The 20,008-nt window shown below is 56.4% G+C and carries 20 protein-coding genes and 1 other annotated feature; of the genes, 4 read left to right on the forward strand and 16 right to left on the reverse strand.

Features of this window, described 5'->3' with window-relative positions; translation table 11 throughout:
* Nucleotides 1-82 precede the first annotated feature (82 nt).
* Nucleotides 83-288: a binding site (T-box leader), on the forward strand.
* A 63-nt stretch (nt 289-351) separates the two neighbouring features.
* Nucleotides 352-1,794, forward strand: a complete 1,443-nt coding sequence (locus PY311_RS01835) for a glycine--tRNA ligase (RefSeq protein WP_286146970.1) — start codon at nt 352-354, stop codon at nt 1,792-1,794.
* A gap of 307 nt (nt 1,795-2,101) precedes the next feature.
* Here PY311_RS01835 and PY311_RS01840 read toward each other — a convergent pair whose 3' ends face one another.
* The 5 genes from PY311_RS01840 to PY311_RS01860 form a co-directional block, all read right to left on the reverse strand.
* Nucleotides 2,102-2,410 carry a DUF6881 domain-containing protein gene (locus tag PY311_RS01840; RefSeq protein ID WP_286146971.1) on the reverse strand — a complete coding sequence of 103 codons (309 nt, stop codon included), beginning with the start codon at nt 2,408-2,410 and terminating at the stop codon, nt 2,102-2,104.
* A gap of 1 nt (nt 2,411) precedes the next feature.
* The gene (locus PY311_RS01845) at nt 2,412-3,563 is read right to left on the reverse strand and encodes an alanyl-tRNA editing protein (RefSeq protein ID WP_286146972.1); all 1,152 of its coding nucleotides are present in this window, start codon (nt 3,561-3,563) and stop codon (nt 2,412-2,414) included.
* A 19-nt stretch (nt 3,564-3,582) separates the two neighbouring features.
* Entirely contained in the window at nt 3,583-4,500 is a 918-nt protein-coding gene (locus PY311_RS01850; protein ID WP_286146973.1) for a hypothetical protein, read from the reverse strand.
* A 128-nt stretch (nt 4,501-4,628) separates the two neighbouring features.
* Nucleotides 4,629-5,846, reverse strand: a complete 1,218-nt coding sequence (locus tag PY311_RS01855) for a glycoside hydrolase family 3 N-terminal domain-containing protein (protein WP_286146974.1) — start codon at nt 5,844-5,846, stop codon at nt 4,629-4,631.
* 605 nt (nt 5,847-6,451) lie between these two features.
* Nucleotides 6,452-6,613 carry a hypothetical protein gene (locus tag PY311_RS01860; RefSeq protein ID WP_286146975.1) on the reverse strand — a complete coding sequence of 54 codons (162 nt, stop codon included), beginning with the start codon at nt 6,611-6,613 and terminating at the stop codon, nt 6,452-6,454.
* 88 nt (nt 6,614-6,701) lie between these two features.
* Between PY311_RS01860 and PY311_RS01865 the strand changes: the two genes are divergently transcribed.
* Nucleotides 6,702-6,884, forward strand: a complete 183-nt coding sequence (locus PY311_RS01865) for a helix-turn-helix domain-containing protein (protein WP_350309692.1) — start codon at nt 6,702-6,704, stop codon at nt 6,882-6,884.
* 181 nt (nt 6,885-7,065) lie between these two features.
* Nucleotides 7,066-7,818 carry a DUF2089 domain-containing protein gene (locus tag PY311_RS01870; protein WP_286146977.1) on the forward strand — a complete coding sequence of 251 codons (753 nt, stop codon included), beginning with the start codon at nt 7,066-7,068 and terminating at the stop codon, nt 7,816-7,818.
* Nucleotides 7,819-8,106: 288 nt separating this feature from the next.
* On the opposite strand, the gene aspS is transcribed toward PY311_RS01870, so the two are convergent.
* From aspS to PY311_RS01925, 11 genes are all read right to left on the reverse strand, one after another.
* A complete protein-coding gene (gene aspS, locus PY311_RS01875) occupies nt 8,107-9,885 on the reverse strand; it encodes an aspartate--tRNA ligase (protein ID WP_286146978.1) in 1,779 nt (592 codons plus the stop codon).
* Between the two features lie 69 nt (nt 9,886-9,954).
* Nucleotides 9,955-10,479: a hypothetical protein gene (locus tag PY311_RS01880; RefSeq protein WP_286146979.1), complete on the reverse strand. Its 525-nt coding sequence runs from the start codon at nt 10,477-10,479 to the stop codon at nt 9,955-9,957.
* A gap of 18 nt (nt 10,480-10,497) precedes the next feature.
* Complete coding sequence (gene hisS, locus PY311_RS01885) at nt 10,498-11,853, reverse strand: histidine--tRNA ligase (RefSeq protein WP_286146980.1); 1,356 nt, start codon at nt 11,851-11,853, stop codon at nt 10,498-10,500.
* Between the two features lie 1,158 nt (nt 11,854-13,011).
* Nucleotides 13,012-13,428, reverse strand: a complete 417-nt coding sequence (locus PY311_RS01890; RefSeq protein ID WP_286146981.1) for a methylglyoxal synthase — start codon at nt 13,426-13,428, stop codon at nt 13,012-13,014.
* Between the two features lie 29 nt (nt 13,429-13,457).
* Entirely contained in the window at nt 13,458-14,204 is a 747-nt protein-coding gene (gene minD / locus PY311_RS01895; RefSeq protein WP_286146982.1) for a septum site-determining protein MinD, read from the reverse strand.
* 86 nt (nt 14,205-14,290) lie between these two features.
* Nucleotides 14,291-14,986: a 16S rRNA (guanine(527)-N(7))-methyltransferase RsmG gene (rsmG, locus tag PY311_RS01900; RefSeq protein WP_286146983.1), complete on the reverse strand. Its 696-nt coding sequence runs from the start codon at nt 14,984-14,986 to the stop codon at nt 14,291-14,293.
* Nucleotides 14,986-15,453: a large-conductance mechanosensitive channel protein MscL gene (gene mscL / locus PY311_RS01905; protein ID WP_286146984.1), complete on the reverse strand. Its 468-nt coding sequence runs from the start codon at nt 15,451-15,453 to the stop codon at nt 14,986-14,988. Before mscL ends, rsmG begins: the two co-directional genes overlap by 1 nt.
* A gap of 234 nt (nt 15,454-15,687) precedes the next feature.
* Nucleotides 15,688-16,995: a serine--tRNA ligase gene (gene serS / locus PY311_RS01910; RefSeq protein ID WP_286146985.1), complete on the reverse strand. Its 1,308-nt coding sequence runs from the start codon at nt 16,993-16,995 to the stop codon at nt 15,688-15,690.
* A 34-nt stretch (nt 16,996-17,029) separates the two neighbouring features.
* Nucleotides 17,030-17,554: a hypothetical protein gene (locus PY311_RS01915; RefSeq protein WP_286146986.1), complete on the reverse strand. Its 525-nt coding sequence runs from the start codon at nt 17,552-17,554 to the stop codon at nt 17,030-17,032.
* A complete protein-coding gene (locus PY311_RS01920) occupies nt 17,551-18,447 on the reverse strand; it encodes a ParB/RepB/Spo0J family partition protein (RefSeq protein ID WP_286146987.1) in 897 nt (298 codons plus the stop codon). The genes PY311_RS01915 and PY311_RS01920 overlap by 4 nt, the downstream gene beginning before the upstream one ends.
* Nucleotides 18,448-18,471: 24 nt before the next feature.
* The gene (locus PY311_RS01925) at nt 18,472-19,224 is read right to left on the reverse strand and encodes a ParA family protein (protein ID WP_286146988.1); all 753 of its coding nucleotides are present in this window, start codon (nt 19,222-19,224) and stop codon (nt 18,472-18,474) included.
* Nucleotides 19,225-19,535: 311 nt separating this feature from the next.
* Here PY311_RS01925 and PY311_RS01930 point away from each other — a divergent pair, with 311 nt between their 5' ends.
* Nucleotides 19,536-19,739, forward strand: coding sequence for a hypothetical protein (locus PY311_RS01930; protein ID WP_286146989.1), 204 nt, complete (start codon nt 19,536-19,538; stop codon nt 19,737-19,739).
* The last annotated feature ends 269 nt before the right edge of the window (nt 19,740-20,008 follow it).

Genomic DNA, 20,008 nt, shown 5'->3' on the forward strand with positions numbered 1-20,008 from the left:
TTTTTCATTGCATTGTCTGTTTTTGGCCTTTATTCGGCGGTTCTCCTTGACAATGGGGAAAAACCGTGCTAAAGTGGCCGTTAGAAAAGCTGTGAAAGGGAAGTCCCCTGTTGATTTGCTTCAGAGAGAGCGCGGTCGGTGAAAGCGCTCCAAGTCACGCCGGGATGGCGCCCTTGAGCTGCGGAACGGAAATGTTCCGTCGGCCCCCGCCGTTACCGGGAATGAAGTGCCCCGCCTCCAACGGGGAATTCAGGTGGAACCACGGACAAGAATTTGTTCGCCCTGAGCCGATATTCGGCTCAGGGCGTTTTTTACTCCTTGAGCCAGAAAATCAGAAAAGGAGACTGTATCATGAACAACACCGAAAAGACTATGGACAAAATCGTTGCCCTGTGCAAGAACCGGGGCTTCGTGTTCCCCGGCAGCGAAATTTACGGCGGCCTTGCCAACACCTGGGACTATGGCCCCCTCGGCGCGGAGCTGAAGAAAAACATCAAGAACGCCTGGTGGAAGAAGTTCGTGCAGGAGAACCCCTATAACGTGGGTCTGGATGCCGCTATCCTCATGAACCCTCAGACTTGGGTGGCCAGCGGTCACCTCAGCGGCTTCTCCGACCCTTTGATGGACTGCCGCGAGTGCCACGAGCGCTTCCGCGCCGATAAGCTCATTGAGGACTGGTGCGCCGAAACGGGCTTTGAACTGCCCAAGGCGGTGGACGCCTTCTCTCAGGCCGAGATGAAAGACTTCATTGAGGAGCACAACATTCCCTGCCCCACCTGCGGCAAGCACAACTTCACCGACATCCGTCAGTTCAACCTGATGTTCAAGACGTTTCAGGGCGTCACGGAGGACGCCAAGAACACTGTGTACCTCCGTCCCGAAACGGCACAGGGCATCTTTGTGAACTTCAACAATGTCCAGCGTACCACCCGGAAAAAGCTGCCCTTCGGCATCGGTCAGATCGGTAAGTCCTTCCGTAACGAGATCACTCCGGGCAACTTTATCTTCCGCGTCCGCGAGTTCGAGCAGATGGAGCTGGAATTCTTCTGCAAGCCCGGCACGGACCTTGAGTGGTTCAACTATTGGCGCACGTTCTGCCATAACTGGCTGCTGTCCATCGGCCTGAAGGACGAAAATATCCGCCTCCGTGACCATGACCCCGAGGAGCTTTGCTTCTACTCCAAGGCCACCACGGACTTTGAGTTCCTGTTCCCCTTCGGCTGGGGCGAGCTGTGGGGCGTGGCCGACCGTACTGACTATGACCTGACCCAGCACTCCAACGTCAGCGGCCAGAAGCTGGTCTACCGCGAGGGCGAGGGCAAGGATATGGTGGAATATATCCCCTATGTCATCGAGCCCTCTCTGGGCGTTGAACGCAGCGTACTGGCGGTTTTGTGCGACGCTTACGATGAAGAGGTTGTCGGTCAGGACAAGAACGGCAAGGATGATATTCGTGTGGTCATGCACTTCCACCCCGCGCTGGCCCCCTTCAAGGCCGCCATTCTGCCCCTGAGCAAGAAGGAGGTCCTCTCCGGCCCCGCCATGGAGCTTTACAACGAGCTTTCCAAGGACTTCATGGTGGACTATGACGAGACCGGCTCCATCGGCAAGCGCTATCGCCGGCAGGATGAGATCGGCACGCCGTACTGCATCACGCTGGACTTTGAGACCGTGGGCGATGAGAATACCCCCGCCGACCACTGTGTCACCATCCGTGAGCGTGATACCATGGAGCAGGTGCGAATCCCCATCAGCGAGGTCAAGAGCTTCCTTGAGGAGAAGGTCAAGTTCTGAGAAAAGAACAGACTGCCTGCACCTGCGACTATGGCCGCAAATGCGGCGTACAAGCGTTTTGCAGCGCAAAACCTTGGTGCAGGGTGGATTGATTTCACCCTGCACAGGTAAAATAACAGGGCTCCCGCCAAACTCGTTTGGTGGGAAGACAGGTGCGAATCCCCATCAGCGAGGTCAAGAGCTTCCTTGAGGAGAAGGTCAAGTTCTGATTTTAAAAAGCAATCAAGCAACCCCGGCAGAGCGAAGGCTCCGCCGGGGTTGCTTTTATATCCGCATAACGCTTGATAGGGGAGGAAAGCCCTCTTTCTCAGAAAAACATCCCCATAAATCCGTCCGGCCGCTCCTGTGCCTGTCCCCAGACCTCTAAGAACATCTGCCGGGAAATGCTCCGCACCTCGCACTCGCCGGGGCGGTTCAGCGTCCGCAGCTCCGCCGGAAACGGCGTCGAATCAAGAACCTCGTCGTGTCCCATGTCCCCGCCGTAGGCAAAGCATACGCCGCCGGGATAAAATTCCACCCGCCGGGTCTCTTTGCGCTCACTGTCCAGTTCGGAGTAGACGTACCTCGCCTCATCGTCCTCCTCTGGGTGCAGCAGCTCCTTTACGATATACTCCATGTCACTTCTCCTTGAAAAACGCTTCAATGGCGCCCTGCTCCGCCTCCACGCTGCCCTGCGCGAAGCCGTTCCGCCCGCCGCCCCGTCCATGGAGCGCGGCGTTCATGGTCTTGACCAGCGCGCTGATATCCGTCCCGTCCGCGCGTCCCAGCGCGTAATGGAAGTATCCGTTTTCACCTGCAAATACCGCTGCCAAACCGCCGCAGGTCTTGCTTACGGCGTCCGCCAGACGCCGCACGCTGTCCGGCTTCATGGCGGGGCGGAACAGCAGCGCATCGCCCTTTCCGGTGTACTCCCGGGCGTCGGCGGCGAACACGGCCTCCTCCAGCGCGGCGCACCGGGCCTTGGTCTCCGCCAGCTCCCCCTTCAGACGTTCCACAGCCGCCCCGGCGTCTACGGGCTTGACGCTGAGGTTCTGCCCAATGTCCCGGGCCTGCGCCCATGTGCGGGAGAGATAGTCCAGCGCCCGTTTGCCGCACAGCAGCTCAATGCGAACGCCCTCTCGGAATTTCTGTACGGACAGGAACTTCACAAGTCCCACCTGTCCGCTCCGCAGCACGTGGGTGCCGCAGCAGGCGCAGCAGTCTGCGCCGGGAAATGTCACAATGCGGACGTCCCCCTCCAACGGCTTCTTGCTGCGGTAATCAATGGCCTCCAGCTCCGCGCCCCGGTGGAGCTGAATGTCGATGGGATGATCCTCATAAATGTATTGGTTGGCCGCCGCCTCAATTTCCAGCAGCGCCTCCCATGAAATATCCGCGTTGAAGTCGATGGTCACGATGTCCGCGCCCATGTGAAAGCCCACATTATCGCAGTGGAACCGCTCACAGATCAGCCCGGAGCAGATGTGCTCCCCGGAGTGCTGCTGCATATGGTCGAACCGCCGCGCCCAATCGATGCTTCCCACCACGGTTTTCCCAATTTCCACGGCGGCTTCCACATTGTGGAGAACCACGCCGCTTTTTTCATGAACGTCCGTCACGGCAATGCCGTCCAGCGTGCCGTGGTCCGCCGGCTGACCGCCGCCCTCCGGGTAAAAGGCCGTGCGGTCCAGCGTCACGATATAGCCGTTTTTGCCCGGCTGGCAGTCCAGCACCGTTGCGGTAAATTCCGTCAGAAAGGGGTCCTTGTAGAATAGCTTTTCCGTTTCCATGGGGAAAATTCCTTTCGTTTTATGAGATGGTGACTAAGAAATGCCACAGAGGATCAATGAGCCACAGGCCAAAGGCCGCGGAGCAGACATTGGCGGTGATCGCATACACGGCGGCGCGGGCCTTGCTTTTTTCCGTCAGCAGCCGGCGGTACAAAAGCAGCTCTACTAATGTAATGACGATCTCAATCGGCAGGTAGAAGAATATGGTCATCCATGCGTTGGCACCATTCTGCAAAACGCTGACCGCCAGATAGACGGAGAAGCCTCCCTGCGTTATCAGATTTACCAGCAGGAAGCTGTACCAGCTTTTTTTGCTCCGGTAGCCAAATAGAAACAGCAGGACACCCTCAATCAGCAGGGTAGGGAGGAGGGTGCACAGGAATTGCAGCGCATAGGCCATGGCCGGACTGGGCGCGTTGGCGATCCTTGCCGCCCAATCCACCGTTGCGCTGGATTGCAGCGTTGCCCGGTGCAGGACTCCGGATACCCAGCTTTCGCCGCTTTTTGTTACGAGAATGATCCGATACGTATCCGGTACGCCATGGTAACGGAAGGAATGGAGCCGCACCCCGCCTGCGTCGCTGCCGATCAGGTCGCCCCACATGGGCACACCGTTGGTGCCCTGCGCGGTGCAGGCGTGCCAGCCCTCCGGCACCGCCGCCCGCAGCGCGTCCAGCAGCTCGCTGTCCAGTGCAGCGATCTCCTCCTCGGAGTAGCTCCAATCCAGCCCGCTGTATGTGTCATCCCCGTCTCCTGAGCCATAGGTGTGCCCCTGATAATCCCCCTTTTCCAAAAGATCGAGGTAGTATGGCTCCTCCGGGGCGTTTTTCACCAGCACCTTTAACTGCGCCTTCGGCCCCGTGTCCGCAAAGGCGGAGACTGTCAGCAGTGCGGCGGCCAAGACCATTAAAATGTAAAAACGCAGAGACCTTTTCATAGAATTACTCCTTTTCTCCGTGCCACACTTTTTGGCGGCCCTTCCATAAGATAGACGAAAAAGGGGGGGACTTTGTTCCTAAACACTTAAAATAATACAATTTGCAATATTTACAAAAAATATTCCAATCAGGAATATAAGCTGGGGATGTATATATGGTCATCCTTGCATTTCAGCACCCGCAGACACGCGCTGTCGATGACGCTTTCCGCCAGCGTCCCCTCCTGCACCGCCGCAATCACGGCGGGAATTTGGGTGCGGTAGTCCGTGGTAATGACCATGTCATTCCCGGCCTGAAGGGCCATCACCGCCACAGCGCCTTCCTTGGCATAGGCTTTTACGGCGTCCATGGCTAAATCGTCTGTGATGGCAATGCCCTCAAAGCCGCAAGTCTCCCGCAGAACCTTATGTACCGCCGGAGACAGGGAGGCGGGCAGCTCCGTATCCATGCAGTTGACGATGTTGTGGCTCACCAGCACAAAAGGAGTCCCGGCCTCGATCCCCGCCTTAAAGGGCAGCAGGTCAGAGGTCTCAAAGGTCTCCATGGGCCGCTCGTCCACGGCAATGCCGGTGTGGGTGTCGGCGTTGTTTCCATAGCCGGGGAAGTGTTTTAGCACGGCCATTTCTCCGGCGTCGCCCATGGTCAGCACCGTCCGGGTGATGTAGTCCGCCGTGGTCTCCGCATCCTGGCCAAGGGTGCGGTCATAGATAAAGTCGTTGGGGTCGGTGGATACGTCACACACCGGGGCAAAGTTCACATTGATGCCCAGGTCCAGCAGGGACTGACTTTTATCCAGGGCGTCCTGAGCCAGGGCCTCCATGCCGCCGGTGCTGTAAATCGCCTGGGGGGATTTGAACGGTTCGGAGAAGAGGTTGGGGTTCCGGCTGGCCCGGGTGACGGTGCCGCCCTCCTCGTCGCTGCCGATGAAGAGGGGGATGGAGGCCGCGTCCTGGTAGCTCTGGAGCTTCTGGGTGAACTGGTCCCGGGTTAGCCAGATGTCGCCGTCCTTGTAGTCCCGGCCGAACAGCAGATAGCCTCCTAAATGGTAGGTGGAAATATCCTCCACGGCGTTGGTCTCCGGGCATCGGACAAAGAATAGCTGTCCCACCTTTTCCTCTAAGGTCATGGAGTCCAGCAGGGCCTGCAGCCGTTCTTCACGGGCCTTTTCCGCCGCCAGACGCTCCTGCTCCGCGATTTCCTCCGGCGTCAGCTCCGGTTCCGTGGGTGCGGCGGGTTCCTCCCCCTGTCCCGGTGTCACCGGCTCTGTGGGGCATTCCACTTTTGCACAGCCCGACAGGGAAAATAAGGTCAGCGCTGCTATAACTGCGGCTAAAAATCGTCTCATGGCGTCCTCCGTTTCGAATTATTCTTCCGCTTCTTTCCGATAGTTTACCATACGAAAACAAAAATTGGAACCACCAAATTTGCAGGCTTACCACGGGTAGTGCCGCTATGCGGCACAGCATTGCGGCCCCCACTTTTCTTTTGTCTTGGCAAAAGAAAAGTGGAGGCCGCAGCGGTGGAAAAGAAAACCTTTTAGGGATGAGTTGACCGGCGAAGCGGTCAACTCACCCAAAACGGGGGGCTGACCGGTACGGACTGCCGACTGGGCCTGCAAATCCGCTGGCGGCTGCACTGTACCCTTGCTTTGAAAGAGTGCGTTCCCGCAATCAAGGTGCGGCAGCAATTCGTGCTGCAAATAGGACACTCTCTGTGTCTTTTTTCGCTGGCGCTGAAAGGTGGACTATAAAGAAAACCGAGGCTGTCGATAAAGTGATAAATTTTCCGCGACGGTAAGGAAGGGTGTGCGCGGGAAACCCAAGAAGGGTGTCCCGCGCCATTAAAATTCTAAGTTTTCAGAACTTTTATGAAGTTCTGAAAACTTGCTCAGCGGGGAGAAAAGACTTTTTCGACACGCTGAACCGACAGTCCGATTGATCGGACTGTCGGTTATTTTTGTGCAGTGGCTTCGGTTAAATAGAGCTCCTCAGCCTCCTGCTGTGCACGCATCAAAAGCTCCTTTGCCTGTCCGTAATTCATTGCTTCCAGTGCATTCACGGCGTCCGACACGCGGTTGAACAGGTGCAGGTACATGGTTTTGTAATCCTCCATAAAATCACCTCGTTATACCATATCGGGATATATCTAATATACCAAAACGGCATAATAGTGTCAAGGTGATAGCATGAGATTACGAGAATTGCGTTTAGAACGAAATATGTCGCAGCAGCGATTGGCGATGGAGCTTTCCATGACGCAGAATACCATCAGCCGTTATGAAAACGGAGAGCGGGAGCCCGGCATTAAGGAATTGATTCGGATTGCCGATTATTTTAATGTTTCGTTGGACTATCTGCTGGAGCGAAGCGAGCAAAAGCGGTAGAGCACGCCGATGCTTTTCAAAATTACAGCAAAAAGGAGGGCATTTGCCCTCCTTTTTGCTGGTGATTACGTATTTGACTGTGTGGATTGAGAGTATATACAAAATAGTATAAAAATAATTTAATACTATATTGATAAATATATGTTTCTATTGTACTATTTAGGCAAAGGAGGTGCTACGTGTGAAGCGTCTTATTTCAAAATGTCCCGCTTGTCATGAAACGCTGCAAGTTACAACATTAAAATGTCCGGATTGCGGTATGGAACTGAAAAATACATTTGATCTTAGCCCCTTTGATCTGCTTGACAATGAACAATTTGAGTTCTTGATTACTTTTTTGAAGAACAGAGGAAATCTCAAGGAGGTGCAGTCTGAGATGCAGATATCTTATCCAACAGCAAAAAAGAAATTGGATGAATTGCTTGCCGCCTTAAATCTCAGCAGCACAACAGAAAATATAATTCCAAAGGAGATCGATGTAAGCCGTATGAATGTGGATTATACGAGTAAAAGTGCATCCGAAATGATCAAGGCAAAGCTGAAAGAACACGGCGGTCATGTTACGGTATTTACCGCCAGAGGACTTCCATGCGAAATTTATGCCGAGCCGGATGGAACAACATTTACAAGCGATAAGCTGCCGGTTAAACCCGCATATAAGTATGAGGTGTTTGATGCGATTGTAGATCTCCTTATCAAGCAAGGCGGCAGAGCGCGGAAGGGCAATGGAAGGAACCATAAGCTCGGTGAACCCGGCTGCGAGGAAAATACGGTTGTTGGAACGGTTGCACTTTGTCGCGATCACGATCGAAAGATAGGGGATTCTGTTTTTGACCCGGTGTTTGTTTTGGCCGCAGTTTTGGAATGGGCTGGAATTGTTATAAATGGACGCGGCGAATTGATTCTCACCGAAGCGTATAGAGAAGCGAAATGATACGCTTTTTATTTGCCGTCTTGTTTGGCTTTTTGCGTGAAGTGCTGATTCGGAATAGGTACTGAGAATAAAATTGTGTTCAGAATCCGTATTGTATACTTAACAGTATAGGGATGAGCAAAACGCAAGTTTTGCAAAGTCGAGTCACAATATATAGGCCGCAGTCAAGTCGGATAGCACTATTTATTGTGTGGTCTTATGAGCAAATCGGAGTTTTGCTCATCCCTAACTTAACAGTATAAAAAGGAGGGCATTTGCCCTCCTTTTTATACTGTTGTATGTGTTCCCTTACTCCTCGTGAGCCGTGACCTTGATGTGCAGCTCGTCCAGCTGCTTCTGCGTTACCTCGCTGGGGGCGCTCATCATCACGTCCTGAGCGTTCTTGTTCATGGGGAAGGGGATGATCTCACGGATGCTGTCCTCGCCGGCCAGCAGCATCACCATGCGGTCCACGCCCGGCGCGATACCGGCATGGGGGGGCGCGCCGTAGGTGAAGGCGTTGTACATAGCGGGGAACTTGGCCTTCACATCATCCTCGCCCAGACGCACCAGTTCAAAGGCCTTGATCATGATCTCAGGATCGTGGTTCCGCACAGCGCCGGAGCTGAGCTCCACGCCGTTGCACACAAGATCGTACTGGTCAGCGGTGATGCTCAGGGGGTCGATTTCGCCCTTTTCGGCCTTCAGCAGCACATCCAGACCGCCGGAGGGCATGGAGAACGGGTTGTGGCAGAATTCCAGCTCGCCGGACTCGTCGCCGATCTCGTACATGGGGAAGTCCACGATCCAGCAGAAGGCGTACTGCTCCTTGTCCATGTGGCCGGGAACGGCAGCGCCCAGGGTCTTGACCAGCACACCGGCGGTCTTGAGGGCGGCGTCCCGCTTGCCTGCGGACAGCGCCACGAAGTCGTTGGCCTTCAGCCCCAGGGCCTCGACGACCTTCTCCTTGATGGGGGTGACAAACTTGGAAATGCCGCCCACCAGCTCGCCGTTTTCGTCCATGCGGAACCAATAGGCCTTGCCGCCGGACACAGTTTCCACATCTGCCAGCGTCTTGTCGATAAACTTCCGGGTCTCGTGGAAATCGCTGACCTTCACGGCCTTCACCAGATTGCCCTCGGCAAAGGGCTCAAAGCCGCAGCCGCCCAGAACAGAAGTGACGTCCTGCACCCGCAGGTCGATCCGCAGGTCGGGCTTGTCGGAGCCGTAATTCTCCATGGCCTCGGTGTAGGGGATGCGGGTGAAGGGTGCGCCGCTGGCCCGGTTGTAAGCGCCGTACTGGGCGAAGATGGGCGGCAGCACGTCCTCTAAAACGGCAAACACGTCCTCCTGCGTGGCAAAGGCCATCTCCATATCCAACTGATAGAACTCGCCGGGGGAGCGGTCCGCACGGGCGTCCTCGTCACGGAAGCAGGGGGCGATCTGGAAGTAGCGGTCGAAGCCGGAGGTCATCAGCAGCTGCTTGAACTGCTGGGGAGCCTGGGGCAGCGCGTAGAACTTGCCGGGATGGTTCCGGGCAGGCACCAGATAGTCACGGGCGCCCTCGGGGGAGGAGGCCGTCAGAATGGGCGTGGTGATCTCCAAAAAGCCGTGCTCGGTCATGGACTTCCGCAGGGCGGCCACCACGTTGCACCGCAGAATGATGTTCTTCTTCACGACGGGGTTCCGCAGATCCAGATAGCGGTACTTCAGCCGCTGGGCTTCGTCGGCCTCCCGGCTGCGGTTGATCTGGAAGGGCAGCTCGCTGTGCTGGCAGCGGCCCAGCACCTCCACCTTAGCGGGGACGATCTCAATGTCGCCGGTGGCCATCTTGTCGGTCTTGCTGTCACGCTCCCGGACGGTGCCCTCCACGGAGATGGTGGACTCCTTGGTGATGGCCTTGAAGGTGTTCACCATGTCCTCGGTCTCTGCCACCACCTGGGTGGTGCCGTAGAAGTCCCGGACCACCACGAAGGCCAGATTGGCGCTGACCACGCGGACGTTTTCCATCCAGCCGGAAATTTTCACCTGCTTGCCTGCGTCACTGAGGCGCAGCTCTCCACAGGTATGAGTTCGATTCTGCATCATATTGTTGCTTCCTTTCCATGAAAAGTGATTTAGAATTGTATAATTAAAATCAGAAATAACAAATTGTATTTATTCGGCCGCCTGTTCCCACAGCTCGTGGGCCATTTTTTGCCCGATCTCGTGGCCGTTCTTCATCATCAGCGGCAGCGTGACCCCATGGTCAAAGTCCCGGTAACTCCACGAATTCGTCCAGAATTGCAGATCCTCCGACCGCCATGTGTCAGTCCCGTTGTCCTGCGCGAAGCCGATGATCAGGTGGTCTATATCATCGTCCTCCGGGTATTTGACATAGGAACCCACGATCCCCTCCAGAAAGGGGAGGGCCTGCACCACCACGTTGAAGGGAGAGCGCCGGAACCGCAATTCCCGAATTTCCGACCAGAGACCGTCAAATTCCTCTGTCCCGGCGGTGAGCTTGAGATTCTGATCCTCATGGCCGCTGCCGGTAAAATCGATCAGCGTCACATAAATGATGTCTGGCTCCAGCTCCGGATACAGGGTGTCCACACCGATGGGCCGGGTGTACCAAAGCCCCCAGATCACCAGCAGCGCCGCCAGCAGCAGCGGCAGGTCACGCTTCAGAGTCAGCTTCATAACGGCTCCTTTCTGTGGTTATTCCACGATCACGCGTCCTTTTTCCAGTTCAGCAAGACCGGCCTTGATCCGGTCGATGGTCTCCTGCGTATTCAGTTTGGTCTGCTCGCCGGACTTCATGTCCTTGCAGGCCACCACACCAGCGTTGATCTCGTCCTCGCCCAGGAAGATCACATAGGGGATGGACAGCTTGTCGGCATAGCTCATCTTGGCCTTGAACTTCTTCTGCTCGCAGTGGAGCTGGGTGCGGATGCCCGCCTGCCGCAGCTGGGTGGCCAGCGCGATGGCGGGGGAGAGGTCCTCCGTCATAGGCAGGATCAGCACATCCGCCGGGGCGGTGGGCAGCTCCGGATTCAGCATCCCCTGCTCGCCCAGCACATAGAACAGCCGGGTCAGGCCGATGGAAATGCCCACGCCGGGGAGCTGCTTGTCGGTGTAGAACTCCGCCAGATTGTCATACCGTCCGCCGGAGCACACGGAGCCGATCTCCGGGTGATCCAGCAGCGTGGTCTCATAGACCGTGCCGGTGTAGTAATCCAGACCACGGGCAATGGTGAGATCCACGGCGAAATTCTCCGCAGGTACGCCGAAGTCCGCCAGATACTTCACCACGGTGTTCAGTTCGCTGAGCCCCTGATCGAACATCTCGTTTCTGCCGGTGTAGCCCTCCAGCGCCGATAGGACTTCCTCATTGCTGCCCTTGATGGCGATGAACTTCAAAATTTCATCGGCGTCGCTTTCGCTGACAGCAAAATCCTCTACCAGAATGGCCTTCACCTTTTCCGGCCCGATCTTGTCCAGCTTGTCCACCGTCCGCATGATGTCGCCGGATTTTTCCGTCAGGCCCAGCAGAGCGTAAAAGCCGTTCAAAATTTTCCGGTTATTCACCCGAATCTGGAACCGCTTCAGTCCCAGTGTGGAGAATGTGCGGTAAATGATGGCGGGAATCTCCGCCTCGTTGGTGATGGACAGCTTTCCGTCCCCGATGATGTCAATGTCCGCTTGATAAAATTCCCGGAACCGTCCCCGCTGGGCCCGCTCGCCCCGGTATACCTTGCCAATCTGATAGCGGCGGAAGGGGAAGGCCAGCTCGTTGTAGTGCAGCGCCACATACTTTGCAAGGGGCACCGTCAAATCAAAGCGGAGGGAGAGGTCGCTGTCGCCCTTCTGGAAACGGTAAATTTGCTTCTCCGTTTCGCCGCCGGCCTTGGCCAGCAGCACCTCGCTGGACTCGATCACCGGCGTGTCCAGCGGTGTGAAGCCGTACAGTGCATAGGTTTTCCGCAGAATGTCCATCATGCGTTCCATCTGCTGCTGGGGCGCCGGCAGCAGCTCCATAAAGCCGGACAGCGTCCGAGGGGTCATTTTTGCCATAGTCATTCTCCTTTTTATTGTGCCGCCATACGGCACAGGAATTGCGCGGCTCCGCCGCAGGGAGCGCGGTTTCCCCGCGCAGGATGCACCCCCCATTTTCTTTTTGAGACATCAAAAAGAAAATGCGCCGTGCACGGTGGAAAAGAAAAAATGTTATATCCAAACTTGCACGTAAGTGCAAGTTTGGGGAAACGGATTCTGTGAGAACCCTTGTGCAAATGAAGAATTGCCTGCTAAATCACGGGCGGGGTGCAAATCTGATCCAGCCTTGTGCGCCGCGCCGATAGAATATTAGTTTCAGGGGTACGAATAGGACGCCTTTTTCTCCTTTTTTCGCTGCCTCTCCTGATTGCCTTGCGATACAGACCGGCGCTGAGCGAAGCGGAAAGCTGTACTGAAAAGTCCAATTTTCCACCCCAAGTCATAGCCGCCCCCTCAATTGAGGGCACGCCCCCCTTTGTGGAATAGACGAGGCTTTAGAAAATACCTGTCAGCGGCAGCGGAAAGAGAAACCGAGAGCGTCTTTTTTGCATTTCGTTTTACCGCTGCCCCCCCAGCTGCGGGTACAGGAACAGACGAAGTTTTACTGAATGCCTGTCAGCGGCAGCGGAAAGAGAAACCGAGAGCGTCTTTTTTGCATTTCATTTTACCGCCGCCCCTTTGTGCCCAGAGGGGGTATGGGGGACGGTGGCTCACACCGTTACGGCATTACGATTCTCGGCCCTTACGGGCCGCCAATCGTGCCGTTTCCTCGAAATCGGGACGCTTAATCCGCCGCTGGCGGCGCTTGTCCCGATTTCCCCCATGTTTCCGGTGGGGGTCTAAGGGGAAGGTATCTATGCGCCAAAGGTACCTTCCCCTTGCCCTGTATGGGAATACCCCTTTGCGGGAGCAAGAAAAAAACGCTCTCATCCCAATACCTTTGGGACGAGAGCGCAAGGCTTCGTGGTGCCACCCAAATTCGGGGCAGACTGCCCCCTTTGGCCTTCTGTTACGGGAAGGGAACCGTGGACGTTTCCGTCCCCGCTCCGCCGCTGTCCTTCCTCCGGTGCCGGCGGGATTCTCTCAGCGTGAAATCCCTCTCTGTCAGCCTGTCCTCCGGTGTACTGCTGCGGCGTCATCGCGGTCTGATTATCATAGCCGTTTTCCGGCGGTTTGTCAAGCGATAGGCCGGTTGCTGGCGGGATTGACGATCATGCGCCAGTCCAGATCGCCCCGTGCCAGACCCAGAATCAGCATTTCCGCCGTGGCGATGTTGCTGGCAAAGGGAACATTGCTCTGGTCGCACAGGCGGGAGATGTAACTGATTTCACCGGCCATTTTTTCGTTGCTGGGGTCATTGAAAAACAGCACCAGATCGAACTCATTATAGGCAATGCGGGCGCCGATTTGCTGGCTGCCGCCGTGGGCGTAGGATAAGAAGCAGTGCACCTTCAGACCTGTGGCCTCCGCGACCATGTGTCCGGTGGTGTTGGTGGCGTAAAGATGATGCTGGGAAAGGATGCCGGCATAGGCCGTGCAGAACTGAACCATCAAATCCTTTCGGTTGTCATGGGACATGAGCGCGATATTCATCTGTTAGACTCCCTCCTTTGAAGATTTCTTTATCTGATACGCAGCAGCGGGACTCTCCCGCCCTGCAAACGAACGGCAATGTTGCGGTAGGCGCTGGCCGCGCCGCTGTATGAGGTCAGCAGCAGGGGAACGCCCTGATTGAGCGATAGTGTCAGGCTGTCATCCTCCGGCACAACGCCGATGAGCGGCAGGCCCGCCTTGTCCATAGCGTCATCAATGGTGGCGTGCATACTGTGCAGCAACTTTTTCCGCACCCGGTTCACCACCAGATGCAGCCGCCCCGGACCGAACTGCCGCAGCTCCATTACCGTGTGCTGAGCATCCCGCAGGGAAGAGGCATCCTGTGTTGTCACCACCACGCAGCGGTCCGCGCCGCACACTGCTAAACGGAACCCAAGGCCCAGCCCCGCCGGAGCGTCCAGCAGGCAGTAGTCGAATTTTTCCCGAATCTCCGACAGCATCTGCCGGAAATCCGCCTCCGTCACGGCGGGCCCCCGCAGCCGCACCGGCGCGGTGAGCAGATACAGCCCCCGGATATTGGGATGGGCCACCACGGCGGACTCCAGGGAGCAGCGTTTCAGCGCCACATCGGAAAAATCCATCAGCGCCCGGTCCGTCAGGCCCAGCGCCAAATCGAGATTCCGCAGCCCGATGTCGCAGTCCACGCACAACACGCTCCGGCCGCTCTGGGCCAGCGCCGTGCCGACGCCGGCAGTCAGCGAGGTCTTGCCGGTGCCGCCCTTGCCGGACACCACCGCAATGCTCTGTCCCTTCACGCTGCCCTCTCCCTTCTGTCTGCTATTATAGTGTGCCGTTTTGAAATTCGCAACTGTAAAAGCTACTGTTTTTACAGCTTTTTACCTTATAGTGGATTTTTTTTGATTTTTGCAAAGGCTCTTGGGTATTTTTTCGGTGTTTCCGCCTCTTTTTTGATGAAAATGACCCGATGGATCACCTCTGTTCCCGGAATCCGATAGTCCGCCGACCGCTCTACCCGGCCGCATAGTGTCCGGATAGCCCTCTCGGCGTCCTTCAGCTCCGCGTCGGAATCCACAGACTTCATGGCGAGGAAATATCCCCCGGTTTTCACCAGCGGCAGACACAGCTCACACAGCACCGACAGGTTCGCCACGGCCCGCGAGGTGGCAAAATCGAACTGCCCCCGGTGCTCTGCGGCAAATTCCTCCGCCCGGGCGTGAACGCACGCCACGTCTGTCAGTTTCAGATTATCGCAGACCTCCTGCAAAAACGTGATGCGCTTTCCAAGGGAATCCAGCAGCGTCATGCGGATGGTCGGCTCTAAAATTTTCAGCGGCATTCCGGGAAAGCCTGCCCCGGTGCCGACATCCACCACGGACTTCCCCTTAAAGTCCGTTAGTGTCAGCAGCGCGGCGGAGTCCAGAAAGTGCAGCGCCGCCACATCTGCCGGCTCCGTGATGGCAGTGAGGTTCATCACCTTGTTTTTTTCCAGCAGCAGTTCTCCAAACCGCAGCAGGGAGGGGGTGGCGCCCTCGTCCAGCCTCAGCTCCGCCAAGCCCTTTTTCAGAAGTGCTTCCATTATTTCCGGGCTTTCAGCAGGTCCCGGATCTCCGTCAGCAGCTTTTCCTCGTTAGAGGGCTCCGGCGGCACGGGCTCCTTGGCGGGCGCTTCCTCCTCAGCCTTCTTCAGCTTATCGTGGAAACCGTTGATGGCCTTAAGCATCAGAAACACCGCGAAGGCGATAATCAGGAAATCTAAAATGGTCGCTAAAAACGCGCCGTATCGGATGGCAATTTCCGTCGAGGCGTCAATGGCGCCATCGGCGCCGGCCGCGGCGGCCTTCAGCACGATCTTCCAGTTGGAAAAATCCACGCCGCCGGTGAGCACGGAGATCAGGGGCATAATGACGTCATTGACCAGTGAGGTGGAGATTTTGCCGAACGCGCCGCCGATGATGACGCCGACTGCCATATCCAGCACATTGCCCCGGGCAATGAACGCTTTGAACTCGCCCATAAAGCCTTTTGCCTTTTCGGGAGAGGACATAGGGAGAGCCTCCTTTTTTATCGAAAAATGGGAAACCGTGAACCCGTTGCGCCGCAGCGGGTTCAGGGCGCAGACCGGAATGGGGCCGTTTTCAGAGGCGAAACTGTACCTTTGATGTATTCCGGCCCGCTCTATACGCTGTATCGGCCTGCTACAATTTGTATTATTTAAATGAAATAATACAAATTGTAGCACTATGGCCGATTCATGCTATTTTTGCAAAATGCAGAAAAATTATTTCTTCTTGGGAACCAGAACCTTCGTCCCGCCCATGTAGGGCCACAGGACCTCGGGAATCTTCACCGTACCGTCAGCCTGCAGATTGTTCTCAAGGAAGGCGATCAGCATCCGGGGAGGCGCTACGCAGGTGTTGTTCAGCGTGTGGCAGAGCTGCATCTTGCCGTTTTCGTCCTTGTAGCGGATACGCAGGCGGCGGGCCTGAGCATCGCCCAGGTTGGAGCAGGAGCAGACCTCAAAGTATTTCTGCTGACGAGGAGACCATGCCTCAATGTCGCAGGACTTCACCTTCAGGTCGGCCAGATCGCCGGAGCAGCACTCCAACTGCCGCACGGGGATGTCCATGGAGCGGAACAGCTCCACGGAGAAGTTCCACAGCTTATCGTACCACGCCTTGGAGTCCTCGGGCTTGCAGACCACGATCATCTCCTGCTTCTCAAACTGGTGGATGCGGTACACACCGCGCTCCTCAATGCCGTGAGAGCCCTTTTCCTTGCGGAAGCAGGGGGAGTAGGAGGTCAGCGTCTGAGGCAGCTTCTCGGCGGGAATGATCTGGTCGATGAACCGGCCAATCATGGAGTGCTCGGAGGTGCCGATGAGGTACAGGTCCTCGCCTTCGATTTTGTACATCATGGCGTCCATGTCCGTCTGGCTCATGACGCCCTCCACCACGTTGCCGTGAATCATGAAGGGCGGGATGCAGTAGGTAAAGCCTTTGGAGATCATGAAGTCCCGGCCATAGGCCAGCACGGCCTCGTGCAGGCGGGCGATGTCGCCCAGCAGATAATAGAAGCCGGAGCCGGATACGCGGCCTGCGGCGTCCATATCGATACCGTCAAAGCTCTCCATGATGTCGGTGTGGTAGGGGATGGGGAAGTCGGGCACCTTGGGCTCACCAAAGCGCTGGACCTCCACGTTGGCGGAGTCGTCCGGGCCGATGGGCACAGAGGGGTCAATGATCTGGGGAATCTGGAGCATGATGTGGTGGACCTTCTCGTCCAGCTCGGCCTCCAGCTTCTCAAGGGCTGCCAGCCGCTCGGCCTCATCCGTGACCTGCTTCTTCACAGCCTCGGCCTCCGCCAGCTTGCTGGGGTCCTTCTTGGCCTGACCCATCAGCATACCCACCTGCTTGCTCAGGCGGTTGCGGTCGGCGCGGAGCTGGTCCGCCTCCTGAATGTTGGCGCGGCGCTTTTCGTCCAGCGCAATGACCTCGTCCACCATAGGCAGCTTCTCGTCTTGGAATTTTTTCTTGATGTTTTCCTTCACCAGCTCCGGATTTTCCCGGATAAACTTGATGTCCAGCATACTTCTTTTCTCCTTAAATTAAGATTAAATGATTTTATTGATGATTTAAAATGACTTCCTTCAGTTCAAGATACCGCTGCGCCGGGGTGGTGACGCCCTCCGGGGCGGTGTCCGGCAGCAGCTCGTCCAGCTTCTGGTCGCTGAACTCCTGCAATGTCAGGCGGCAGCCATCTAAATTCCCGGTGAGATACTCCTGCTGCAGCGTGTAGAGCGCCAGCAGTGCATTGTTTTCTTTTTCAAGAGCCGCAGCGCTGTCCTCGGAGGTCCTCAGCTTGTCCTCGGCTTCGTCCCGCTCCTTTTCCACCGCGTCTACCTTTTCCTGCAGTTCAATGATCTGCTCCTGTGTAGCCTGAATTTCCTGAATGGCGGAAACGGAATTCTGCAGCTTTCCCAGCGCTTCTGAATTGCTGCGCTGGTGCGCTAACAGGGAGAGGAACATCAGCAGGAATGCTGCCAAAAACAAAATCAGGATGTAGACGATCACTGGCTTTTTGCCAGTCTCCTGCGGCTCCTGTTCCGTGGGTGTTTCCCCGGCGGCAGCGCGTTTTTCAAATTTCATGCCTGTGATGATCCTTTCGATGTTTTTTTGACCTTCATCACCGACAGCGCCTCCAGCAAATCGTTGAGGTCATCCGTGCCGTAGTATTCCAGCTCGATTCTACCCTTTTTGCGTCCCGGAACGATTTTCACACCCCGGCACAGCCATGCCTTCAAATCGTTCTGCGCTTCAGTGAGATAATCCACTGTGTCCGCGTCCCTCGGCTTTTTGGCGGGCTCTGCCTCGGCGGAGAGCCGCTTTACCAGCAACTCTGTCTGCCGCACGGACAGGTTTCCCTTGATGATGGTGTCTGCGGCCCGCAGCTGCAAAGCAGGGGAAAGGGGGACCAGCGCCCGAGCGTGTCCGGCGGACAGCTGCCCGATTTCGACCAGATGCCGCACCTCCGGCGACAGCGCCAGCAGGCGCAGCGCGTTGGTCACGGCGCTGCGGGATTTTCCCACCCGCTGTGCGGCCTCGTCTTGTGTCATGTGATAAGACTCGATGAGAGCCTGAAAGCCTGCGGCCTCCTCCATGGGGTTGAGGTCCTCCCGCTGAAGGTTTTCAATCATGGCCAGCTCAGCCGCCTTGCGGTCATCCGCCTCCATGACGATGACAGGCACCTCGGTGAGACCTGCCAGCCGAGCGGCGCGCCAGCGCCGCTCACCGGCGATGATCTGATAATAGCCGGAGGCCAGCCTGCGGACGGTCAAGGGCTGGATAATGCCGTGCTCTGTGATGGAATCCGCCAATTCCTGAAGCGACTCCGGGTCAAAGTGCTTCCTGGGCTGAGAGGAACAGCTCTCTACCTGTGAGATAGGCAGATAAAGGCTTCCACTGGACTCTGCTTTTACTGCATCGTCGCCCAACAGAGCGCCAAGGCCGCGGCCGAGGCCGGAGGGCTTTTTTGATGCCATAGAAACACTCCTTTCTATATGGACTCACTGCTTGGATAAAAATTCTTTTGCCAGTGCTGTATAAGCCTCTGCGCCCCGGGAGGAGCGGTCATAGGCCGTGATGGGCTTTCCGTGACTGGGCGCCTCGGAGAGCCGGACGTTGCGGGGAATCACCGTGGCGTAGACCTTGCCGGGGAAGTAGTGCTTCACTTCCTCCGCTACCTGCATGGCGAGGTTTGTCCGCCCGTCGAACATGGTCAGCAGCACACCCTCCAGCTCCAACCGTGGGTTCAGAGAGCGCCGCACAATGCGGACGGTGTTCATCAGGTCGCTGAGTCCCTCCAGCGCAAAGTATTCGCCCTGCACCGGCACCAAAATGCTGTTGGATGCGCAGAGGGCGTTGAGGGTCAGCAGCTCCAGAGAGGGCGGGCAGTCGATGAAAATGTAATCGTACTGCGGCCGCAGCGTTTCCAGAGCGTCCCGCAGCAGATATTCCCGGTTTTCCATGCCGATGAGCTCGATACCGGCTCCTGCCAGCGCCTTGTTGGAGGGCAGCACATCGCCGAACCGCGTGTGCGCTACGGCTTCTGCCGCCGGAATGTCGGAGACCAGCACCTCGTAAACGCCTTTGGAAACAGTTTTGTCCACGCCCATGCCGGAGGTGGAGTTGGCCTGCGGGTCAAAATCGCACAGCAGAACGCGCTTTTTCTGTTCTGCCAGCGCCGCGGTGAGGCTGACGCAGGTGGTGGTCTTGCCGACACCGCCCTTTTGATTGACTATGGAAATGATTTTTGCCACAGGCCACCTGCTTTCCGAGCCGAAGCTCAATTTTTACAGCAAGACTATTATAGCAAGCCGCACCTGACGTTTCAAGCTGAATCCGAAAAAAACTTGTGATATGCAGATGGTTCGGATCGCAATGTTTCACGTGAAACATTGCGGCGGCAAAAAAGAGGACCTCTCCGCTGGGACGGAGAGGTTTCACGTGAAACATTTTGGAAACAGTGCAAAAAATGACGAATATTGCAGGGGGCACGGGTTGAGCGCGGAGCTATCTTGGTTGTTGTTGGGCTTGTGACTAAGACAAAAGTACAAGCGAGATGCGGAAAATGGAAAAAATGGGCGCGGCAGGGTGTTGCAGGTCTATGCGGCAAAATCAAACGAAGAAAAGCAATGCAATGTTCAGAGAGATGAGAATGGGCGAAAGACCTCAGACGAAAAACTGTAGTGTGATGTTTATAAGAAGTGCACCGGGAGAAATGGGAGAAAACGGCGATAAAGCGCAAAAAGAACGCAAAATTGCGGTGTGGTAGTCGAGGAGGAAAAGCGCAAAATTTTGCCAAGGATGAGAGGGGGGACAGCATCGGCGTACCGCCGGGGAGTGGAGCGGAGAAATCGCAGAAAACTGTCGCAGAGAAAAGTGCGGACGCAGCGTAAGCGGACACAATGACATTTTGGGAGGCATTGAGCGAATCTGAAGCAGGCATAGAAGTAATCGGAGCGGTGTCGAGCGCGGTATGAATTGGAACCGAAGTGGGCGCGGCGATATTCAGAGTGGTATTGGGCGCGGTAACGTTGACAG

The sequence above is a fragment of the Neopoerus faecalis genome (genome assembly GCF_029218125.1).
In the GTDB taxonomy this organism is placed as follows: Bacteria; Bacillota; Clostridia; order Oscillospirales; family Oscillospiraceae; genus Oscillibacter; species Oscillibacter faecalis_A.

Excerpts from the sequence above, each read along its gene's own strand:
- PY311_RS01855 (WP_286146974.1), bottom strand. The coding sequence starts at position 5,846 with ATGAGACGATTTTTAGCCGCAGTTATAGCAGCGCTGACCTTATTTTCC.
- PY311_RS01845 (WP_286146972.1), bottom strand. The coding sequence starts at position 3,563 with ATGGAAACGGAAAAGCTATTCTACAAGGACCCCTTTCTGACGGAATTT.
- PY311_RS01890 (WP_286146981.1), bottom strand. The coding sequence starts at position 13,428 with ATGAATATCGCGCTCATGTCCCATGACAACCGAAAGGATTTGATGGTT.
- serS (WP_286146985.1), bottom strand. The coding sequence starts at position 16,995 with ATGCTGGACATCAAGTTTATCCGGGAAAATCCGGAGCTGGTGAAGGAA.
- PY311_RS01915 (WP_286146986.1), bottom strand. The coding sequence starts at position 17,554 with ATGAAATTTGAAAAACGCGCTGCCGCCGGGGAAACACCCACGGAACAG.
- PY311_RS01860 (WP_286146975.1), bottom strand. The coding sequence starts at position 6,613 with ATGGAGGATTACAAAACCATGTACCTGCACCTGTTCAACCGCGTGTCG.
- PY311_RS01850 (WP_286146973.1), bottom strand. The coding sequence starts at position 4,500 with ATGAAAAGGTCTCTGCGTTTTTACATTTTAATGGTCTTGGCCGCCGCA.
- PY311_RS01930 (WP_286146989.1), top strand. The coding sequence starts at position 19,536 with ATGGAAAAAATGGGCGCGGCAGGGTGTTGCAGGTCTATGCGGCAAAAT.
- PY311_RS01840 (WP_286146971.1), bottom strand. The coding sequence starts at position 2,410 with ATGGAGTATATCGTAAAGGAGCTGCTGCACCCAGAGGAGGACGATGAG.
- PY311_RS01920 (WP_286146987.1), bottom strand. The coding sequence starts at position 18,447 with ATGGCATCAAAAAAGCCCTCCGGCCTCGGCCGCGGCCTTGGCGCTCTG.
- mscL (WP_286146984.1), bottom strand. The coding sequence starts at position 15,453 with ATGTCCTCTCCCGAAAAGGCAAAAGGCTTTATGGGCGAGTTCAAAGCG.
- PY311_RS01835 (WP_286146970.1), top strand. The coding sequence starts at position 352 with ATGAACAACACCGAAAAGACTATGGACAAAATCGTTGCCCTGTGCAAG.
- PY311_RS01880 (WP_286146979.1), bottom strand. The coding sequence starts at position 10,479 with ATGAAGCTGACTCTGAAGCGTGACCTGCCGCTGCTGCTGGCGGCGCTG.
- aspS (WP_286146978.1), bottom strand. The coding sequence starts at position 9,885 with ATGATGCAGAATCGAACTCATACCTGTGGAGAGCTGCGCCTCAGTGAC.
- hisS (WP_286146980.1), bottom strand. The coding sequence starts at position 11,853 with ATGGCAAAAATGACCCCTCGGACGCTGTCCGGCTTTATGGAGCTGCTG.
- rsmG (WP_286146983.1), bottom strand. The coding sequence starts at position 14,986 with ATGGAAGCACTTCTGAAAAAGGGCTTGGCGGAGCTGAGGCTGGACGAG.